This window comes from Bacillus sp. YH3-2-B2 (assembly GCF_053663335.1).
In genome coordinates, this window is the sequence record NZ_JBSJQE010000002.1 from 153,840 (window position 1) to 173,600 (window position 19,761).

Consider the following 19,761-nt stretch of genomic DNA (forward strand, 5'->3'; position numbering starts at 1 on the left):
TGTATGTAGTTATATTGATCCCTGAATATCAAGGTTAAAATATTAAAAGAATATTCTGAACCCTTAACGAAAGTTAAATTCTTTCCTTTTCTGACCTTTATGTCCTTGATCTCATATAAAATAAGAAATAAAAAGGAGGATAACTTATGACTTTAGAAGAGAACAAAATCCTCATGGTGGATGATGACGAACATATCTTAAACTTATTAATAACTTGCTTTGAAAAGGAAGGTTTCAGCAATATTTCCACAGCTATGACAGGGAGCGAAACCCTTCTGAAAATCGATCAGGAACTTCCAAATATTATTTTATTAGATGTCATGCTTCCGGACACTGATGGCTTCACCTTATGCAGCAAAATACGCTCCCATACAAATGTGCCGATACTCTTCTTAACAGCAAAAACAACAGATTTAGATAAATTGCAAGGGTTTAGTTTTGGGGGAGATGACTATATTACTAAACCATTTAATCCACTGGAAATCGTAGCTCGTGTAAAAGCCCAATTAAAGAGAACGACTCAGCTCTCTTCTTCTTACCCTCTAAAACAGGTATACGATTATGAATACTTTAAAATAGATCCCAATACCGGAAGACTTGTTGTTAACGGGACAAGAATCGATTGCCCTGCTCAGGAAATGAAACTTCTGATTTATTTCTGTGAACATCCCAATCAAATTTTAAGTAAACACCAAATTTATAAAGATGTATGGGGGGAGTTTTATGGCGGAGATAGTACTGTAATGGTACATGTAAGACGATTACGTGAAAAATTAGAGGAAGACCCGAGCAGACCAAGATGGATTAAAACGGTTCGAGGACAGGGCTATATATTTGAAGCAGAGCCTATAGATGAGGATTTATTGTGAAGCTGAGAAATAGGATAGCATTTTACTTCGTATCGAGACTTTTTTTACTCATGTTTATTTGGGGTCTGCTCATGGTGGGCAGTATCATATTTTTCAGCCTCGTCTTAGGTCAAAATAAAATGGAAACGCCGCACTTATCCTTAAAAAAAATTGTTGCCCAAACAGTTGTTGCAGATAAACAATTTTCCATAAATACGAAAGCAAAAGAAGATTTATTAGAGAATCGGATGTGGATTCAAATTTTAGATGAACAAGGAGATGAGGTTTTTTCTTTTAATAAACCTAAAAATATACCTAAGCATTATATTCTTGGAGAATTAATATCAGATTACATGTATCCTGCCAAAAAAGGTTATCAATTATCTACGTGGTACGAAACGAAAAACAATCAGGATTTAACATGGGTATTGGGAAAGCCGATGGAAAAAAATAACCCTTTTTTCTATTGGGTGAATAACTTGTGGATTGTTTCTATTATTATGGCAGGAATTGTAATTGCAATATTTTACGGAAAAAAACTAGGTGCTCCCCTGCTGTTTATTGTATCTTGGATTGAGAATTTGTCTAAAGAAAAATATGAAGAACCTTATGATCGGAAGTTTCATTCAAGCAAATATAGACATAATAAATCTGGATATAAAACCTATCAAGAATTAATGCAGGCTCTGTCTGAACTTACCGCAACGCTTCAAAGGAATAAGGCTGAGCGAGAATTATTGGAAAAGACACGAGAAGAGTGGATGGCCGGTGTCTCACATGATTTAAAAACCCCTCTTTCGGTTATTAAGGGATATACGGTTCTTTTATCTTCAAATGAATATGAGTGGGAAAATCAGCAAGTGCGTGATTTTTCCTTAATAATGGAAGAACGTGTCGAATATATGGAAAAGCTGATTGAAGATTTCAACTTAACTTTTCAATTGAAAAATGAGTCGCTTCCAATCCATCTTGAAGAAAAAAACGTAGTGAAAGTAATTCATGACACTTTAGAAAAAATGAAGCTGCTACCGGAGTCAGAAAATAAGAGATTCGCTTTAGAATCCAGTCACAATAAGATACTTTTTAATATGGATGAAAGGTACCTAAAGCGCGCAGTTGAAAACTTGATTGCTAATTGTATTAAACATAATCCTCCGGGCACTAAAATAAAGGTCATATTATATCAGGACGTGGTACATGACAATGAAATACAAATTATAATAGAAGACGATGGGATAGGAATGGACGAAGAGACGGTTGAATGTTTATTTGATCGGTATTTCAGAGGGACAAGCGCTTCGTCAAATAACTCAGGGACTGGATTAGGGATGGCTATTGCTCAGCAAATTATCAAGGCGCATGGTGGAAATATTGATATATACAGTCAGCCGGGAGTTGGCACAAGATTTAAAATTACCTTTCCGAATCCGCCATCTAAGTATAACAATGTCAATTAGAAATAATCTATCTTACGTTGAGAAAGGGTGAAGCGGGTCTTTTATAAAGGCCCGCTTTCTCATGTTGCAGAGAAGCGATGAAAGCATTATGATGGGGGCATCAAATAATGATGGCTCCGAAAAGCCGTATCCTTTTGGAGGATGGTTGCATGAATAAAATCATGATTGTGGAAGATAGTGAAGACATTCGCGGACTATTGCAGAATTACCTTGAAAAATACGGATATCAAACCGTGGCCGCTGCGGATTTCACGGCTGTTCTTGATGTCTTTTTGCGGGAAAAGCCTGATGTGGTGCTGCTTGATATCAACCTGCCGTCTTATGACGGCTATTATTGGTGCCGCCAGATCCGCCAGCATTCTACAAGCCCGATCATTTTCATCTCAGCCAGAAGCGGGGAAATGGATCAGGTGATGGCGATTGAAAACGGCGGAGATGATTATATCGAAAAACCGTTTTCCTACGATATTGTGCTGGCGAAAATCAAAAGCCAGATCCGCAGGGCATACGGAGAGTATGCCGCCAAGCAGGGTGAGAAAGTGGTTGAATATGCCGGTGTGCAGCTCTTTGTGGAACGGTTTGAACTGCGCTTTCAGGACGAAAAAAGTGAGCTTTCTAAAAAAGAAAGCTCGCTTTTGGAAGTGCTGCTGGAGCGGGGAGAAAAGGTGACGGGAAGAGACCGGCTCATGGAAAAAACGTGGGACACCGACATTTTCGTCGATGATAATACGCTTAACGTGTATATCACGCGGCTCAGAAAAAAACTGCGGGAGCTGAACGCGCCTGTTTCCATTGAATCGGTGCGGGGCGAAGGCTACCAGCTGAGGGCGCTGTCATGAAGCTGTTTCTCCGGTCTCAAGCCGTGCTGATTCTGCTTTTTCTCCTTCAAGGGCTGTTTGTCTTCTTTTATTACTGGTTTGCGGGTCTCCATTCTTTTTCCCACCTGTTTTACATATTGGGCGTGCAGCTTCTTATTTTGGCGGGGTATCTTGCCTATCGCTGGTACAAAGACCGCGGTGTGTATCATTGGCTCAGCTCGGAGCAGGAAGGGACGGACATCCCGTATCTCGGTTCTTCAGTGTTCTGTTCAGAGCTGTATGAAAAGCAGATGGAGCTGACCCGGCTGCAGCACCAGAAGCTCTACGAGACCGAAGCCAAGCTCGACGCGCGGGTGACGTATATGAATCAATGGGTGCACCAAGTAAAAACGCCGCTGTCGGTCATTAATTTAATCATTCAGGAAGAGGATGAGCCCGTCTTTGAACAAATCAAAAAAGAGGTCCGGCAGATTGAATTCGGGCTGGAGACGCTCCTTTATTCATCAAGGCTTGACCTGTTTGAGCGGGATTTTAAAGTCGAAGCGGTTTCCTTATCAGAGCTTCTCCAATCGGTCATTCAAAGCTATAAACGATTTTTTATTCAATACCGCGTCTATCCGAAAATGGATATTCGCGATGATCATCAGATTTACACCGATGCCAAATGGCTCAAATTTGCGATCGGCCAAGTCGTCACAAATGCGGTCAAATATTCGGCACAAAAGTGTGACAGACTGGAGCTGAATGTCTTCCGCGATGAAGACAGGACGGTGCTTGAAGTCAAAGATTACGGTGTCGGCATTCCCTCGCAAGATATCAAGCGGGTGTTTGACCCTTATTACACCGGCGAAAACGGGCGGCGTTTCCAAGAATCTACGGGAATCGGCCTCCATCTCGTCAAAGAAATTACGGGCAAGCTCAATCATACGGTGGACATCAGCTCGTCCCCCGGTGAAGGGACATCGGTCCGATTTTCATTTCTTACAAAAATGTAAGACTGCGTTAAGAAAACCACATAGCTCATTCTGTTTCCCCTTGATAACATGGATTTACGTCAAGGGGATTTTTTATGCTGAATGCCCCGGCACTACATGAAAGCAGCCCAGATCAACAAGAATAAAACCATAAGGAGGATTCTCATGGCGAATATGCTTGAAGTCAAACATATAAATAAAACCTATAAAGGACAAGTATCCTATCAAGCTTTAAAACAAATTTCATTTTCAATAGAAGAAGGCGGGTTCACGGCGGTGATGGGACCGTCCGGCTCCGGAAAAACAACGCTTTTGAATATCATTTCAACGATCGACCGGCCGGATTCAGGCGATATCCTGATTCACGGAGAAAACCCGCACCGGCTGAAGCGGACAAAGCTCGCTCATTTCCGCCGCAAGCAGCTCGGATTTGTGTTTCAGGATTTCAACCTTCTGGACACGCTGACAATCGGTGAAAATATCATGCTGCCGTTAACGCTTGAAAAAGAAGCGCCGTCTGTCATGGAAGAAAAACTGCACGGCATCGCGAAAAAGCTCGGAATCGAAGACCTGCTCAATAAACGGACGTTTGAAGTATCCGGCGGACAGCGCCAGCGGGCCGCCATCGCAAGAGCGGTCATTCATAAGCCGTCACTTATTCTGGCCGATGAACCGACGGGAAACCTTGATTCCAAAGCGTCAAAAGATGTCATGGAAACGATGCAGAGCCTGAATCAGGATGATCATGTCACGGCTTTGATGGTGACCCACGATCCGGTTGCGGCAAGCTACTGCCGCCGCGTCATCTTTATAAAAGACGGCGAACTGTTTAATGAGATTTACCGCGGGGAAAACCGCCAAGTCTTTTATGAGCAGATTCTTGATGTGCTGTCTATGCTGGGGGGAAACGCAAATGACCTTTCTTCAGTTCGCTTATAAAAACGTCACGAGAAACAAAAGGGCCTATCTTGCATTCTTCTTGAGCAGCGCCTTTTCCGTTTTGATTTTCTTTACCTTTGCGATGTTCCTGTTTCATCCGGCACTAAAGGAAGGCTACCTGAATAACATCGCCAAAAAAGGCTTAACCGCCGCGGAATGGATGATCTTTGTTTTTTCTTTCTTATTTGTTCTGTATTCGGTTAACGCATTTTTGAAATCGAGAAATAAAGAATTCGGTATTCTGCTGATGCAGGGTATTACGCCGGTGCAGCTGAGAAAGCTCATTACGGCGGAAAACATGATCATCGGCGTCATGTCGATCGCAGCGGGGATTATCGGAGGCTTCATTTTTTCGAAAACGTTCTTTACGGTCGGCGCTTATATTTTAGAAATGGACGCGCTGCCTCTGTACATGCCTTGGAAAGCGCTCGGCATTACGGCCGGCGGATTTCTGCTCTTATTTTTCCTTTTATCGCAGTTCACGATCCTTTTTGTCAGATCAAATACGGTGATCAAATTAATAAAGGGCACTGACAAGATCAAGCCGGAGCCGAAGCCGTCCGTGCTTCTGTCCTTATTCGGCATCGCCTGCCTGTGCGGCGGGTACGGCATGGTTCTGAAAGGCAATGTCCACGGGACCGAGCCGTTCATCATTTTACTGCTTACCGTCATCGGCACGTATTTCTTTTTCAGCCAAAGCAGCATCTGGATTCTGCGCGCGCTGAAGAAGTGGAAAACCTTTTATCTGCGCGGGAAAAATGTTATTTGGGTTTCTGACCTTGTCTATCGTTTAAAAGACAACGCCCGCCTGTTCTTTATCGTCAGTATTATTTCCGCGGTTGCCTTTACGGCGACGGGCGTGCTCGCGATGTACAAATCGACCGTCGGGGCGGAAGAGTCCGCCTATGAGATGGAGTATTTATCTTTCAGCAATAACCCGAAAGAACAGACTCATTTGAAAGATATTGACCATGAACTGAAAACACACGGCTTTACGTATAAGAAAGACAAAATAAATGTTTCCTATGTTCGCTATCAGGAAGGAGAAACTGTTCCCCCTGTTTATATGATCAGCGAATCGGATGTATCAACATACTTCCATGTTAAGCTGAACGGCCTGAAACATAATGAGGCTGTCTATTTCCCGGGCACGTATGACCGCAATTTCAAAAACGACGCGCCGGATCAGCTGAAGCTGCTGAACCAAAAAGGCAAGCCGTCTGACCAAAAACTGACGGTAAAAGAAGTCAAAAAACCGCTGATTTCATTGAATGCCATCATCGCGGTGAACGATCAAACCTTTGATCAGCTGAAATCACTCGGTGAGAAAGCGTCATTATACGGCTACAGCTATGATCATTGGAAAGACAGTCTTGGGATCAGCCAATCCTTGAAAAATGAGATTTACGGCAACTATATCGACGTGCATTCTGATTTTATGGCAAAAGCCGGGACGTACTATGATACGGTGCAGCTGCCGAGCCTGAGTTTATTCATCGGCCTGTTTATCGCGATCGTTTTCTTTGTCGCGGCAGCGAGTTTCTTATATTTCAGGCTGTTCACCGATTTAGATGAGGACCGGGAGCGCTACCGTTCATTGGCCAAAATCGGTCTGAGTGAGCGTGAAATGGCACAAAGCGTGACGATACAATTGGCGATTCTCTTTTTCTTTCCTTTCGTCATTGCCGTCATGCATACGCTGTTTGCTTTGAGAACATTGGCGGTGGAAGGCTATTCCGATGTAGCGGGGCCGCTCAGTCTGACCATCGGAGGGTTTTTCATCTTTCAGCTTCTGTTCTTCCTCGCGGTGCGGACAAGCTATTTGAAAAAAATGAACAAGTAAGGGGAGTGCACAGATGAAAAAAGCATTGGCAATCCTGGCCGTCTTGGCGGCCGCTGCCGTCATATGCGGACTTCTCTTTTTTCATAATGATGTTACAGACAGATTTAATCCGTTTATTCACCAGCAAGATGTTTATGTACAGATTGATCGAGATGGCAAACATCTTAGCCCGGGCGGTACTGAGTATACATTAGACGGATATAACGCATCCGGGAAAAAAGAAGAAGTGACCTTTTTCGCCGGGAAAGACCTTCGGAAGAACGCGTATTTGAAGGTGAAGGCGAAAGGAAAGTATGTCGAGACCTGGGAAGAAGTCAGATTTGAAGATATGCCGGGCTCCGTACAGTCAAAATTAAAGTGAACATGAAAAACGGCACAGTGTCATGACTGTGCCGCTTTTTTTACTTTTTATTTTCTTCAGCCCGTTTGATCAGCATGTCGGTGATGATATCCATCTGTTTGCTGACGGCAATCGGGTCATACGGATAGAAGGTGTTGAAATCGTTGATAAAGACACGATTGTTCTTTACGGCATCGAGATTTTTCCAAACGGACGAATCTTTCAGACGCTCAAATGTTTTGCTTTCTCCATTCGGATTGTAATCGGTAATGAACATATAATCAGCCGCATATTGGGGAATGACCTCTTGGGAAACCTGTTTCATGGCGCCCGTTTTCATGATGTCTTTTTCGATTTTGGCCGGCGCTTTCAATCCGAGCGCGTTATAAACGGCTTGGCCGCCGCGGCCGGAATTGTCATTGAAAATCCAGATTTCGCCTTTATCTGTCGTTTCATAAAGGCCGACTGTCTCGTCTTTGCCGATCACGTTTTTGAGGCGCTTTTGATCGGCTTCGGCCTTTTTGTTGAAGTCTGCCATAAAGCTTTTGGCTTTATCCTTCGCCCCGGCAATGTCGCCGAATAGGCTGACCGTATCTTTCGTATTCTTTGCGGTGTTAAAAGGAATGACAATCGTCGGTGCGATTTTCGATAGTTTCTCGTATTGGTCATCCTTCATCAGCACGATTAAATCAGGCTTCAGCTGCATCACTTTCTCCACATTGACGGGATTGCCGATGTCCGTGGTGTTTTTCAGCTGTTTTTTGATAAACGGATTTTTGAAAGCCCATGAGCCCGCCCCGACGACATTTGCGTCAACGGACAGCAGCTCACCTGCATAAAAGTCAGTGACGATCCGTTTCGGATGTGCGGGTATGTCAATATTTCCTTTTGTTGATTCATATGTACGCATGTCTGTCTTTCCTTTGCCTGATGCCGATCCGTTGTTTTCCTTCGCGCCGCTGCAAGCGCTTAATGCGAAAACAAGCAGAAGTGCCAGGCCGATCAGCCATGATTGTTTCTTCATAATGATCCCCCTATTTCGGTGATAATGATTATCATTATTAATATAGCAGGAAGACGTCATTCCGTCTATGTTTTTTATAGAAAACCTTCCTTGATTATCCATGTTATAGTAGTAAAGGAGGAGGAATGAATGTTGATTACGAAAAGAGGGACTTGGTGGGAAGTGCTGCACAGCTGGTGGCTGCTGCTGACTTTCGCGCCGTTTGGGCTGACCGCTTTCTTGGCCTTTTTCTATATCGGCTACCGGGCCAAGAACAAAAAATGGCTGAAATACGGACTTATCTATTTTATTATTTTAGCAATTGCTTTTGTGCTGCCGAGCACGCCGGGCGTGTATATCGTGCTGCCTTTATGGGTCATCTCCATCATCCACGGGCTGAAAGTGCGGGCGGCTTATTTAATACAGCTTGATGTGTTTAAACAAAACGTCGAAGCAAGAGCGTTTGAAGCGGTAAGGCATGAGGCGGAGGAAAAATTCGGCGGAAAACCCGCTCAACGCATTGATCTGACAAAACAGAGATAAAAACAAATGACAAAGCCGGTATCTCGCGCTTTGTCATCTGCATGACCGGCCTATTGCTGGTATGAATGCTGCTGAAACGGTGTGTGATGCTGTGTTTGCGGGAATGAAGAAACATTAGCGTTTGCCATCGGTGCAGGCATGTGTCCGCTTACTTCCTGTTGAAGCTGATTGCATATTCACGATTTGCTGGCATTTCTGAATGGCCGCTTCATGCCCCTGCAGCGCTTGCTGAATGGTATGAACGGCATGCTGTTCATGGTTAAGCATCTGCTGAAGCATTTGAATGTTTTGCTGTTCCTGCTGGAGCATTTGCTTGTACTGCTGACTGCTTTGCTGTGTCTGCTGAATAAGCTGCTGTGCTGTTTGGCGGCATTGCTGCAGCTGATTTCCGCTGTATTGGTTTTGATACATCATGAAGACCTCCTGAAGGGATTGATTTTACACATTTATCATGTGAAAGAATAGGAGAGGCATTCATGCAAGAAGGGGATTCAAATATTTACCTGTTATGTACAGAGCGGAATACAAGGCTCGGGATGGCCTGTCGAGCTTTGTATTCCGGCCCTTTTTCTCAGAAGCCGCCTTCTGTAGCCTGAAAAGGAATATTGAGTCTGTTTTCGACTGCGCGAAGGCGCTGATTCAAACGGTTTAAGCGGCGGGTATGGATTTCAATGGACTGGCTCAGCCGTCTGATCTGCTCATTCATACGCGTGATTTCCCGGTTTTGGCGCTGGTCTTCTTGTGAGAGGCGGGTGAGCTCTCTCGTTTGCTGGGCGTTTTGTCTTTCAAGCTGGGCGACTCTCCGTTCTAAAGCCGTCGGCTGCCGCTCTTCAGACTGAGGGGGCGCATAATAATAGCTTTCCTGCTGCTGATACGGCTCATACTCAACGGGGCTCACTTCGTATTCCTGCTGCTGAGGGAAATAGGCAGATGGGGTGTAGTACTGATATGGGTTCATTCATCATTCTCCTTATCTAGTGAAGTCTTTATACACTATGTAGTCAATTGCACAGTGCCACGGCATCCGCCTAACTTACAGGCGTAAAAAAAGCTTCAAAAGAAGGTGATCATGTTGCGGAACATACGGATTTTCATCATGACGGTTCTTGTTATCGGATGCGTCATGATAACAGGCTGCTCGCAAAAGAAAGCAGACGAACCCCCTTTTTATTACGGGACATGGGATGCGGGGCTGAAACCGGGCCCGATGGACGGGGTCAGATCTGAAACCGTCACGTTTACGAAAGACAGCGTGCTGACAAAGCAGGTCATTAAAGGCCGCGGCGAGGTTCCCATGCCCTCAGATGTTTACAAGGTGATCTCACAAAACACGGACGGAACGATCGAGATTGAATACCTCGGACATCCGCACCCCGTCAAAAGCACGTTGAAAAGAGGAAAAAACGATACGCTCATTTGGAAGATATACGGAGAAACAAAGACAATGACAAGAATAAAAACCGGCGGGGAGGATGCACATGAGAAATAAGGCTGCCGACAGACTCGTTTTGACGGGTGTCATCGTACATATCATTCAATGGTTTTCACTGTTATGGTTATTTTTTATGCTTTTTGATCAGTTCGGGCGTTTTACCATTTATAATCCCAATGTCGTCAACGGCAGCATGCAGTCTTTTTCATTCTTTGATATGATGCGCGCTCTTCTGTTTTCCGGCACGCTGCGGAATACGCTCCTGCTGTTTCTGTTTGCGGCGATGCTCATTTACTTATGGGTGAACGCTCTGTTTATCCTGCTGGAAATCGTTTCTTATATCATGATCAGGCGGAACAGCCGTTCATTATGGGCATACTTTCCCGCAGCGATGGGAATAAAGCTTGCCCTTCTGGACATAGCGGCCGTCCCTTTCTTTGCGGCGGGGCTGATGCTCTTGAAGCAGAAAACAGATGACGGCGGCGAACAAGCTGACAAGGGGAAAAGACGGCCCCGCATCCGGAGGCAGGCCCGGTATACGAAGAGAAGGCGGAGAAACTTGTCCGTTTGATTTTTCATTGAAACGAAAAAACGATATGATGAAAGCATAAGCAGAAAAGGATACAAAGGAGATGCAGGATGTACAAGTTAATCGCAATAGATATGGACGGAACACTATTAAACGATCATCATGAAGTGACGGCTGAAGTCCGCGGGGCGCTTGATGCCGCCAAAGCGGAAGGGGTCAATATCGTCCTGTGCACGGGACGGCCGATCGGCGGCGTGCGTCGGTATTTGGAAGAGCTGAATTTACAGGAAGAAGGCGACTTTGTGATTGCCTATAACGGCGCACTCGTCCAAAATACGTATACAAACGGTGTCGTGGCCGAGCAGTCATTAGGCTTTGAAGATTTGGAGTCGCTTTACGAGCTGAGCTTACAGCTGGATACCCCGATGCATTACTTTGACACAGCCAATCTGTACACGCCGAACCGGGATATCAGTGAATACACGGTTTACGAATCATATATCACGAAAGTGCCGCTTCATTTCCGCACGATCGATGAAGTGCCGAAGGATATTCTGATTCCGAAAGTCATGTTCATTGACGATCCGGACAAGCTGGAGAAAGCGATCGCTTCCATTCCGGAATCATTCAGGGAAACATACACAATGGTCAAAAGCGCGCCATTCTTCCATGAGATTCTTCACCCGAAAGTCAGTAAAGGAAACGCGGTCAAGCTGCTGGCCGAAAAACTCGGCATTGAACAGAAAGACGTCATGGCAATCGGCGATAACGGCAACGACATGTCCATGATTCAGTGGGCCGGCTGCGGTGTGGCAATGGCCAATGCCATCCCGGAAGTAAGGGAGATTGCTGATTTAGAAACGAAATCAAATAACGAACACGGCGTGGCGCATGCGATTCAGGAGCTTGTGCTGAAAAAATAGGCACCCCATCAGAGGGTGCTTTTTTACCGCGTGTTTTGGTGATATGATAAGCGGAGAGGGGAGGCGCGACATGGATCGTGAAAAACAGCAGCTCAGCATAGAAGCGGCAAAACTATATTATCAATCAGATTACAGCCAGCAGCAGATCGCCGAACGGCTTAATCTGTCACGCCCCACCGTTTCAAGGCTGCTTCAGTACGCAAAGGAAAAAGGGTATGTGCAAATTCGCGTCATGGACCCGTTTGAGGATCTGGACGAACTCGGCGCAAAGCTGGAAGAAAAATACGGGCTGCTTGAGGCGCACGTCGTCTTTTCTCCAAGCGACGATTACCAGGCCATTACACATTACTTAAGCCGCTATGGCGCAGACTATATGCATAAAACCGTAAAGGACGGCGATATACTCGGCGTAAGCTGGGGGACGACGATGTACCAGATCGCAAGTCGCATGGAGCCGAAGCAGGTAAAGAGCGTTGAAGTCGTGCAGCTGAAAGGCGGCATCAGTCATTCCAATGTCAATACGTATTCGTCAGAAACGATTCAGCTGTTCGCCGAAGCATTTCAGACCATGCCGAGGTATTTGCCGCTGCCGGTTATATTTGACAGCGCCGATGTGAAACAGATGGTCGAGCGGGACAGACATATTAAGCGGATCATTGAAATGGGCAGACAAGCCAATATCGCCCTGTTTACGGTCGGAACCGTCCGGGATGAGGCGCTGCTTTTCAGACTCGGCTATTTCCGGGAAGAAGAGAAACAATTGCTGAAAGCACGCGGAGTCGGCGATATTTGTTCGCGCTTTTTTGACGAGGAAGGCAGGATTTGCAGCAGCAGCATTAACGGCAGGACGATCGGAGTTGAGCTCAGCGACTTGAAAATGAAAGAGCGTTCGATTCTGGTGGCGGGCGGCAGCAGAAAATGCAAGGCCATTCACGGTGCCCTGAAAGGAAAGTACGCCAACGTTTTGATTACCGATCAGCATACGGCCAAAAAACTCATTCAAGAATTGTGACAATTCATGAACATAATTTCAATTACCAATTTACATATGTTCAAAATTCGGTTATTCTAAACGTATCCTAGGAAAAAGGAAGTGCATACAATGTCAATTGCAAGTCAAATAGACCATACTGCTTTGAAACCGCATACACAAAAAGCGGATATTTTACAACTGATAAAAGAAGCAAAAGAATATAAATTCGCTTCCGTTTGTGTGAACCCGACTTGGGTCAAACTCGCAGCGGAGGAACTGAAGGGCACGGGAGTTGACGTTTGCACCGTTATCGGATTTCCTCTCGGCGCAACGACATCGGAAACAAAAGCATTTGAAACGAAGGATGCCATCTCAAAAGGAGCCACTGAGGTGGACATGGTCATCAATATCGGCGCATTAAAAGACGGCGATGATGAAGCGGTTGAAGCTGATATCCGCGCGGTAGTTGAAGCAGCTGATAAAAAAGCGCTCGTCAAAGTGATCATCGAAACATGCCTTTTGACAGATGAAGAAAAAGAGCGTGCATGCCGCTTGGCGGTATCCGCAGGCGCCGATTTCGTCAAAACGTCTACCGGTTTTTCTACAGGCGGGGCAACGGCTGAAGATATCGCTCTCATGAGAAAAACAGTCGGACCGGACATCGGGGTCAAAGCATCAGGCGGCATCAGAACAAAAGCTGATGTTGACAGCATGATCGCTGCGGGCGCGAGCCGGATCGGCGCAAGTGCGGGCGTCTCTATCGTGAGCGGCGGAGACAGCGGCAGCAGCGACTATTAATCAGCAGTGCGGAAGCCGAAAGCTTCCGCCATCCTCTTTCTTTGTTGATGCATAAAAAATTGTAAGCGAATACAAATAAAAGGAGAACACATATGAAGTATCTCATCGGAATTATCGGAATCATTGTGTTTTTAGGTCTTGCCTGGCTTGCCAGCAACGGCAAAAAAAGAATCAGAATCCGGCCGATCGCCGTCATGCTCGTGCTGCAGCTGATTCTCGGTTATATTCTCCTCAACACCGGTATCGGGAATTTTCTTGTCGGCGGTTTTGCAAAAGGATTTAACTACTTGCTGGAATATGCATCAGAAGGGATTAACTTTGTATTCGGCGGGCTTGTGAATGCGAAACAGACGACGTTCTTCATGAGCGTGCTTCTGCCGATCGTTTTTATATCTGCTTTAATCGGAATTCTGCAGCATTGGAAGGTCCTCCCCTTCATCACGAAGTATATCGGTCTTGCGTTAAGCAAGGTGAACGGAATGGGGAAAATCGAATCTTATAACGCTGTCGCATCCGCGATTTTAGGGCAATCAGAAGTCTTTATCAGTTTGAAAAAACAGCTCGGTTATCTTACTGAACAGCGCTTATACACGCTTTGCGCGTCCGCAATGTCGACGGTCTCAATGTCGATCGTCGGTTCTTACATGATGATGCTGAAGCCTGAATACGTCGTGACGGCGCTTGTGCTGAACTTATTCGGCGGATTTATCATCGCTTCTATCATCAACCCGTACACCGTCAGCAAAGAAGAGGATTTGATCGTCGTTCCTGAAGAAGAAAAGCAATCCTTTTTTGAAGTGCTCGGTGAGTATATAATGGATGGATTCAGAGTCGCCGTTGTCGTAGCGGCGATGCTGATCGGATTTGTCGCACTCATTGCCCTGGTCAACGGCGTTTTTAACGCGGTCTTCGGCATTACATTCCAGGCGCTGCTCGGATATGTATTCGCGCCGTTTGCGTTTTTAACCGGTATTCCGTGGAATGAAGCGGTGAGCGCCGGAAGCATTATGGCGACGAAAATGGTATCGAATGAATTTGTGGCGATGCAGACGCTTTCATCCGGCGATTTCCATTTCAGCGCGCATACACAGGCAGTGGTATCTGTATTCCTTGTCTCATTCGCGAATTTCTCCTCTATCGGGATCATTACCGGTGCGGTGAAAGGGCTGCATGAAAAACAAGGAAACGTCGTCGCGCGGTTCGGGCTGAAGCTGCTGTACGGCGCAACGCTCGTCAGCTTCCTGACAGCAGCGATCGTCGGATTGATTCACTGAACATAAATGAAGGACAGGTGATAGATCATGAGAATGGTAGATCTTATTGTAAAAAAACAAAATGGAAAAGAACTGACAACAGAAGAAATTCAATTTTTCGTAAAAGGATATACGGACGGAAGCATCCCTGATTACCAGGCAAGCGCCCTTGCTATGGCGATTTACTTTCAGGATATGACGGATCAGGAGCGCGCCGATCTGACAATGGCGATGGTCAATTCAGGGGAAACGATTGATCTCTCCGCCATTGAAGGCATTAAGGTCGACAAGCACTCTACGGGCGGGGTCGGCGACACGACAACTCTCGTACTCGCTCCGCTCGTCGCGGCGCTCGGCGTTCCCGTCGCTAAAATGTCCGGCCGCGGCCTTGGCCATACGGGGGGAACCATTGATAAGCTGGAAGCGATCGAAGGCTTCCACGTGGAATTGTCAAAAGATGAATTCATCAAGCTTGTGAACCGCGACAAGGTAGCCGTCATCGGACAAAGCGGGAACTTGACGCCTGCCGATAAAAAGCTGTATGCGCTGCGTGATGTAACGGGTACGGTGAATTCCATCCCGCTGATCGCAAGCTCAATTATGAGTAAAAAAATCGCCGCCGGAGCAGATGCCATCGTGCTTGACGTCAAAACGGGAGCCGGTGCGTTTATGAAAACGGATGAAGACGCCGTGAACCTCGCCAAAGCAATGGTCCGCATCGGAAACAACGTCGGCCGCCAGACGATGGCCGTGATTTCTGACATGTCGCAGCCGCTCGGTTTTGCGATCGGGAATGCCCTGGAAGTACAAGAAGCCATTGATACGTTAAGAGGGGAAGGGCCTGAAGACTTAAACGAACTCGTCCTCACGCTCGGCAGCCAAATGGTCGTATTGGCGAAAAAAGCTGAGACATTGGAAGAAGCGAGAACGAAGCTTCAGGAAGTCATGAAAAACGGCAAAGCGCTTGAAAAGTTCAAAGAGTTCCTGAGCAATCAGGGAGGAGACGCTTCCGTCGTTGACGAACCGTCCAAACTTCCGCAAGCGGCGTACAAAATTGACGTTCCGGCGAAAGAAGCGGGTGTCGTTTCAGAAATCGTCGCTGACGAAATCGGCGTCGCAGCGATGCTGTTAGGCGCGGGACGTGCGACAAAAGAGGACGAAATCGACCTTGCCGTCGGTATTATGCTCCGCAAAAAAGTCGGTGACAACGTTGAAAAAGGCGAGCCGCTCGTCACTCTTTACGCCAACCGCGAAAACGTTGACGACGTGACCGCCAAAGTCTATGACAACATCCGCATCTCAGAAAAAGCGGAAGCGCCGAAACTGATTCATACGCTGATTACGGAATAAGACAAAAAAGGCACATACCTCATCAGTATGTGCCTTTTTTTATGGCATGGTTTTATCCAAATGGATGTCACGGACGGATTGTTTCGGCTGTTTCTTTCTCAAAAAACGAATGAGATAGCACAGGATCATACAAGGAATTCCGCAGAAGAGGGCGATTCTTTGATTGGGATCAAATGCAAGGCCTACGCATGAAGCGAAACATAAGATCACAGCGGCGATCGGAACGAGAGGGTATAACGGCGTGCGGAAGGTCAGATCCGCGACGCGTCCGCCGTTTTTCACATAATGTTTTCGAAATAACAGCTGAGACAGGGCGATGCTCATCCACACCACGACGCCGGCAAATCCGGCTATTGCCACGAGCACTACGTAGACCGTGCCCGGGGCGGCGATGCTTGAGATCAAGGATATGCAGGAAACGGCCATGCTGGCGAGCAGGGCATTCAGCGGAATGCCTTTCGGCGTGACTTTTTTGAACCGGGCGCTGATCATGTTTTCATTCGCAAGAGACCACAGCATCCGGGTGGAAGCATACAGTCCGGAGTTGGCGACCGAAAGCAAAGCGGTTAAAATCACGAAGTTCATGATATCTGCGGCGTATGGAATTCCGATTTGGGAAAAGACCGCGACAAACGGACTTTCAATCACACCGGCTTCCTTCCAGGAGATCAGTCCGGACAGTACAAAAATGGCGCCGATAAAAAAGATGACCGTTCTCCAGGCGACATTTCGGATCGAACGCGGAATATCTTTTGCCGGATTGGCGGTTTCACCCGCTGTAATTCCGATCAGCTCCGTCCCTGAAAAGGCGAAGCTTACGGAAATCATTGCGATGAAAACCGCAAGAAAGCCGTTCGGAAACAGTCCGCCGTGTGAGGTGAAATTCGACAGCATCGGAGCTTCACCCGAACCGTGCAATGAAATCAAACCGAACATTGCGGCGCCGCCTAAGATGATAAATAAAAGGATGGTAACGATTTTGACGCTGGAAAACCAAAACTCCGTTTCTGCAAACAATTTAACGGAGAATGCATTGGCGGCAAAAAGGAGAGCCGCGAAAATCGCGCTCCACATCCAGACGCTGCTGTGGGGAAACCAGCGCTGCATGAGGATACCGGAAGCTGTAAACTCCGATCCTACCGTCACCACCCAATTCACCCAATACATGATACCGACCATAAAACCCGTGGACGGCCCGATAAACGTTGTCGCATACGTTTGAAATGAACCGGTCACAGGCATGGCTACTGACAATTCTCCGAGACACTGCATGACAAGATACATCATCAAGCCGCCGATCAGGTAAGCGGCGATCGTCCCGCCCGGCCCGGCCTGGCTCAATGTATACCCTGTGCTCAAAAACAGCCCCGTGCCGATGACCCCTCCCAATGAAATCATAAATAAGTGCCTGCTTTTCATCGTACGCTTTAGTTGATTGCCGCCTTGATCAACATCCATCGTGATCTCCCCCTTTTTGCGTGGCATGAGAATCTTCCGGCAGCCGAGAGCACGCGTGCCGGATTTGACTTTAACGTGACAATTTAAATCCCTTCAATGCATGTAAAATGACGTGTGCGGCTGCCCTGCTTGTCATATCGCGAAAATCAAGTGTCGGATCAACCTCAACGATCTCAATACCCGAGATGTCAGCCTCCTGGGCTAAATACCTGACAGCCTGAAGCAGTTCCTCGGTATACAGGCCTCCGGGGCCGATCGCAGGACAGCCGGGCGCATGAGCTTGATCCAGCACATCCATATCAACCGAAATAAAAATGGCGTCGGCTCTTTTTTGAACGGCCGGCAAAGTGTCTTGTATCGTTCGGAGAAGCCCTTTCTCCCGGATCATCTCCATTGTATGCACGTCTGCCTGACGTTCTTTTACATATTGTTCGTATGCCAAGCTGTTGCTGAACTCCCTGATTCCAAGCTGAATCAGGTTTTGTCCGCTTATGATGTTTTCATCTAACAGACGGCGGAACGGCGTGCCGTTTGTCGGCCCTCCGTCTTCTGTGTTGCGGACGTCGTGGTGGGCGTCGAATTGAAAGACGGCCGTTGTTCCTTTCGTTTCCGCAATGGCTTTAATGGTGGAATAACTGATGGAGTTGTCGCCGCCGAGAATGACGGGCACCCAGTCAGGCTGGTCCGTCAGAATATCATAAATGGTCCGATAAATGTGTTCATGAGATTTGACGACATCCGTGACGTGAATCTGAATATCGCCGATATCGTACAGATGGTCAATGACATGCTCCCGCAGCTCCGCGGAATATGCGGAAATGCCGCCGAGCGCCCGGCGGATCGCACCGGGTGCAAAGCAGGCGCCGGAATGGCTGATTGACGACTTAGAAAGCGGAACGCCGATCAAAGCCGGCCCTTTGATCGTTTGTCCCGCCCACGCTTCCGTCACATCGCCGATCCTTGTCACATGGCGGTCGTTGAAGAGGGAGCCGGCTTTTTGCAGAAACGGAAACTTATCCAAGAGCGGCTCCCTCCCTTGAAACGACCGTCTTCCCGTTCTTGATAACACGGCGGACATGATTGACGCCGTAATGATACGGGATATACATGTAATTCGGCGCTTCCCAAATGACAATGTCAGCCGCCCGTCCGGCTTTAATTTGTCCGGCCTCTTCGCCTTTTCCGATCGCATACGCTGCGTTAACGGTGACAGCGTGCCAGATTTCTTCTGCAGTCATTTTTAAATGAAGCGCGGCAATTGACATAATGAGCTGGAGATTTTCCGTCGGTGAGCTGCCCGGGTTGAAGTCAGTCGCCAAACTGACCCGTACGCCCGCATCAATCATCTCCCGGGCTCTCGCATAAGTGTGTTTTCCGAGATAGAAAGTCGTGCCCGGCAGCAGGACGGCGATCGTTCCGGCCTCCGCAAGCTTTTCGATGCCTGCATCAGACGCCCCCACCAAATGATCGGCAGAAACAGCATGCAGCTCTGCCGCCAATTCCGCGCCGCCGAGCGGGTCAATCTCATCAGCATGGATTTTCAGGCCGAAACCAGCTTCAGCCGCCTTTTTCAGGTAGTCCCGTGACTGGCTGACGGTAAAGACGCCTGTTTCTGTGAAAATATCGGCAAATTGCGCAAGGCCTTTTTCTTTTATGTCAGGCAAAAGCTGCAGCATGCGAGTCAGAAATTTGTCAGGGCTGTTCCGGTACTCAGGCGGAATGGCGTGTGCTCCCATAAAGGTCGTGACAAGGTCGACCGGCTGGCGCTCACCCAGTTTTTTCGCCGCGATCAGCTGTTTCAGCTCCGTGTCTTTGTCGAGTCCGTACCCGCTTTTTACTTCCGCGGTTGTGATGCCGTATGACAGCATGCGTCCGAGGTGAAAAAGCCCTTTTTCAATCAGTTCTTCTTCGGAAGCGGCTTTCGTGTCTTTGACCGTTGACAAAATACCGCCGCCTTGCGCCAGAATATCCAAATAAGACATGCCCTGAATTTTTAAATTCAGTTCTTTTTCGCGGGACCCTCCGAATACAAGATGGGTATGGGGATCGACGAGGCCGGGGGTGACGAGCCGTCCCCCGCAGTCGATAATGTCTCTTGCCTCGTATCCTTTCTCCGCTCCTTGATGTCCGGCAAAAACAATGCGCCCGTCGTGAACGCCGATGACGGCATTTTCCGTGACATGAAGATCCTGCATGCTCCCGCCGGATCGGGGGCCGCCGGATTCCATCGTCAGCAGCTGGCCGATGTTGGTGAGTATGGTATCTATTTGTTTCGGCATG

At 47.3% G+C, this 19,761-nt stretch carries 20 protein-coding genes and 1 pseudogene; 15 read left to right on the forward strand and 6 right to left on the reverse strand.

The window, feature by feature from the left end; genetic code table 11:
* Window positions 1-146: 146 nt before the first annotated feature.
* The 7 genes from ACWJJX_RS05680 (at window position 147) to ACWJJX_RS05710 (ending at window position 7,240) form a co-directional block, all read left to right on the forward strand.
* A complete protein-coding gene (locus tag ACWJJX_RS05680) occupies window positions 147-869 on the forward strand; it encodes a response regulator transcription factor (RefSeq protein ID WP_165409184.1) in 723 nt (240 codons plus the stop codon).
* Window positions 866-2,305, forward strand: coding sequence for a sensor histidine kinase (locus tag ACWJJX_RS05685; protein WP_165409185.1), 1,440 nt, complete (start codon window positions 866-868; stop codon window positions 2,303-2,305). Before ACWJJX_RS05680 ends, ACWJJX_RS05685 begins: the two co-directional genes overlap by 4 nt.
* A gap of 149 nt (window positions 2,306-2,454) precedes the next feature.
* On the forward strand, window positions 2,455-3,144 hold the full coding sequence (yxdJ, locus tag ACWJJX_RS05690; protein WP_070082609.1) for a two-component system response regulator YxdJ: 690 nt from the start codon (window positions 2,455-2,457) through the stop codon (window positions 3,142-3,144).
* Window positions 3,141-4,118 carry a two-component system sensor histidine kinase YxdK gene (gene yxdK / locus ACWJJX_RS05695; RefSeq protein ID WP_454022814.1) on the forward strand — a complete coding sequence of 326 codons (978 nt, stop codon included), beginning with the start codon at window positions 3,141-3,143 and terminating at the stop codon, window positions 4,116-4,118. Before yxdJ ends, yxdK begins: the two co-directional genes overlap by 4 nt.
* 144 nt (window positions 4,119-4,262) lie before the next feature.
* Window positions 4,263-5,036: an ABC transporter ATP-binding protein YxdL gene (gene yxdL / locus ACWJJX_RS05700; protein WP_004393250.1), complete on the forward strand. Its 774-nt coding sequence runs from the start codon at window positions 4,263-4,265 to the stop codon at window positions 5,034-5,036.
* On the forward strand, window positions 5,011-6,879 hold the full coding sequence (gene yxdM, locus ACWJJX_RS05705; RefSeq protein ID WP_052586924.1) for an ABC transporter permease YxdM: 1,869 nt from the start codon (window positions 5,011-5,013) through the stop codon (window positions 6,877-6,879). The genes yxdL and yxdM overlap by 26 nt, the downstream gene beginning before the upstream one ends.
* Window positions 6,880-6,892: 13 nt before the next feature.
* A complete protein-coding gene (locus ACWJJX_RS05710; protein WP_101562574.1) occupies window positions 6,893-7,240 on the forward strand; it encodes a YxeA family protein in 348 nt (115 codons plus the stop codon).
* Window positions 7,241-7,280: 40 nt separating this feature from the next.
* Here the strand turns inward: ACWJJX_RS05710 and ACWJJX_RS05715 are convergent, their stop codons facing one another.
* Window positions 7,281-8,243 (reverse strand): iron-hydroxamate ABC transporter substrate-binding protein, encoded by a 963-nt coding sequence (locus tag ACWJJX_RS05715; RefSeq protein ID WP_065180350.1) that lies wholly within the window; start codon window positions 8,241-8,243, stop codon window positions 7,281-7,283.
* 129 nt (window positions 8,244-8,372) lie between these two features.
* Between ACWJJX_RS05715 and ACWJJX_RS05720 the strand changes: the two genes are divergently transcribed.
* On the forward strand, window positions 8,373-8,765 hold the full coding sequence (locus ACWJJX_RS05720) for a hypothetical protein (RefSeq protein WP_004393261.1): 393 nt from the start codon (window positions 8,373-8,375) through the stop codon (window positions 8,763-8,765).
* Between the two features lie 50 nt (window positions 8,766-8,815).
* On the opposite strand, the pseudogene ACWJJX_RS05725 reads toward ACWJJX_RS05720, so the two are convergent.
* Window positions 8,816-9,176: pseudogene (locus ACWJJX_RS05725) on the reverse strand (hypothetical protein).
* 160 nt (window positions 9,177-9,336) lie between these two features.
* Window positions 9,337-9,723, reverse strand: a complete 387-nt coding sequence (locus tag ACWJJX_RS05730) for a hypothetical protein (protein WP_454022815.1) — start codon at window positions 9,721-9,723, stop codon at window positions 9,337-9,339.
* A gap of 111 nt (window positions 9,724-9,834) precedes the next feature.
* On the opposite strand from ACWJJX_RS05730, the gene ACWJJX_RS05735 reads away from it, so the two are divergent.
* From ACWJJX_RS05735 to ACWJJX_RS05765, 7 genes are all read left to right on the forward strand, one after another.
* Window positions 9,835-10,254 (forward strand): lipocalin family protein, encoded by a 420-nt coding sequence (locus ACWJJX_RS05735; protein ID WP_060673806.1) that lies wholly within the window; start codon window positions 9,835-9,837, stop codon window positions 10,252-10,254.
* Window positions 10,244-10,768 (forward strand): hypothetical protein, encoded by a 525-nt coding sequence (locus tag ACWJJX_RS05740; RefSeq protein WP_014306122.1) that lies wholly within the window; start codon window positions 10,244-10,246, stop codon window positions 10,766-10,768. The genes ACWJJX_RS05735 and ACWJJX_RS05740 overlap by 11 nt, the downstream gene beginning before the upstream one ends.
* A 68-nt stretch (window positions 10,769-10,836) precedes the next feature.
* Entirely contained in the window at window positions 10,837-11,649 is an 813-nt protein-coding gene (gene yidA, locus ACWJJX_RS05745; RefSeq protein WP_454022816.1) for a sugar-phosphatase, read from the forward strand.
* A gap of 70 nt (window positions 11,650-11,719) precedes the next feature.
* Entirely contained in the window at window positions 11,720-12,661 is a 942-nt protein-coding gene (locus ACWJJX_RS05750; protein ID WP_004393275.1) for a sugar-binding transcriptional regulator, read from the forward strand.
* A 90-nt stretch (window positions 12,662-12,751) separates the two neighbouring features.
* Window positions 12,752-13,420: a deoxyribose-phosphate aldolase gene (gene deoC, locus ACWJJX_RS05755; RefSeq protein WP_004393277.1), complete on the forward strand. Its 669-nt coding sequence runs from the start codon at window positions 12,752-12,754 to the stop codon at window positions 13,418-13,420.
* Between the two features lie 92 nt (window positions 13,421-13,512).
* Window positions 13,513-14,694 (forward strand): NupC/NupG family nucleoside CNT transporter, encoded by a 1,182-nt coding sequence (locus tag ACWJJX_RS05760; RefSeq protein ID WP_004393280.1) that lies wholly within the window; start codon window positions 13,513-13,515, stop codon window positions 14,692-14,694.
* A 27-nt stretch (window positions 14,695-14,721) separates the two neighbouring features.
* Window positions 14,722-16,023, forward strand: a complete 1,302-nt coding sequence (locus ACWJJX_RS05765; protein WP_004393283.1) for a pyrimidine-nucleoside phosphorylase — start codon at window positions 14,722-14,724, stop codon at window positions 16,021-16,023.
* 39 nt (window positions 16,024-16,062) lie between these two features.
* Here the strand turns inward: ACWJJX_RS05765 and ACWJJX_RS05770 are convergent, their stop codons facing one another.
* The 3 genes from ACWJJX_RS05770 to hutI all read right to left on the reverse strand — a co-directional run bounded on the left by ACWJJX_RS05770 (window position 16,063) and on the right by hutI (window position 19,760).
* Window positions 16,063-17,481 carry an amino acid permease gene (locus ACWJJX_RS05770; RefSeq protein ID WP_004393284.1) on the reverse strand — a complete coding sequence of 473 codons (1,419 nt, stop codon included), beginning with the start codon at window positions 17,479-17,481 and terminating at the stop codon, window positions 16,063-16,065.
* Between the two features lie 70 nt (window positions 17,482-17,551).
* Window positions 17,552-18,502: a formimidoylglutamase gene (gene hutG / locus ACWJJX_RS05775; protein WP_326360605.1), complete on the reverse strand. Its 951-nt coding sequence runs from the start codon at window positions 18,500-18,502 to the stop codon at window positions 17,552-17,554.
* Window positions 18,495-19,760, reverse strand: coding sequence for an imidazolonepropionase (gene hutI / locus ACWJJX_RS05780; protein WP_454022817.1), 1,266 nt, complete (start codon window positions 19,758-19,760; stop codon window positions 18,495-18,497). Before hutI ends, hutG begins: the two co-directional genes overlap by 8 nt.
* Window position 19,761 lies beyond the last annotated feature (1 nt).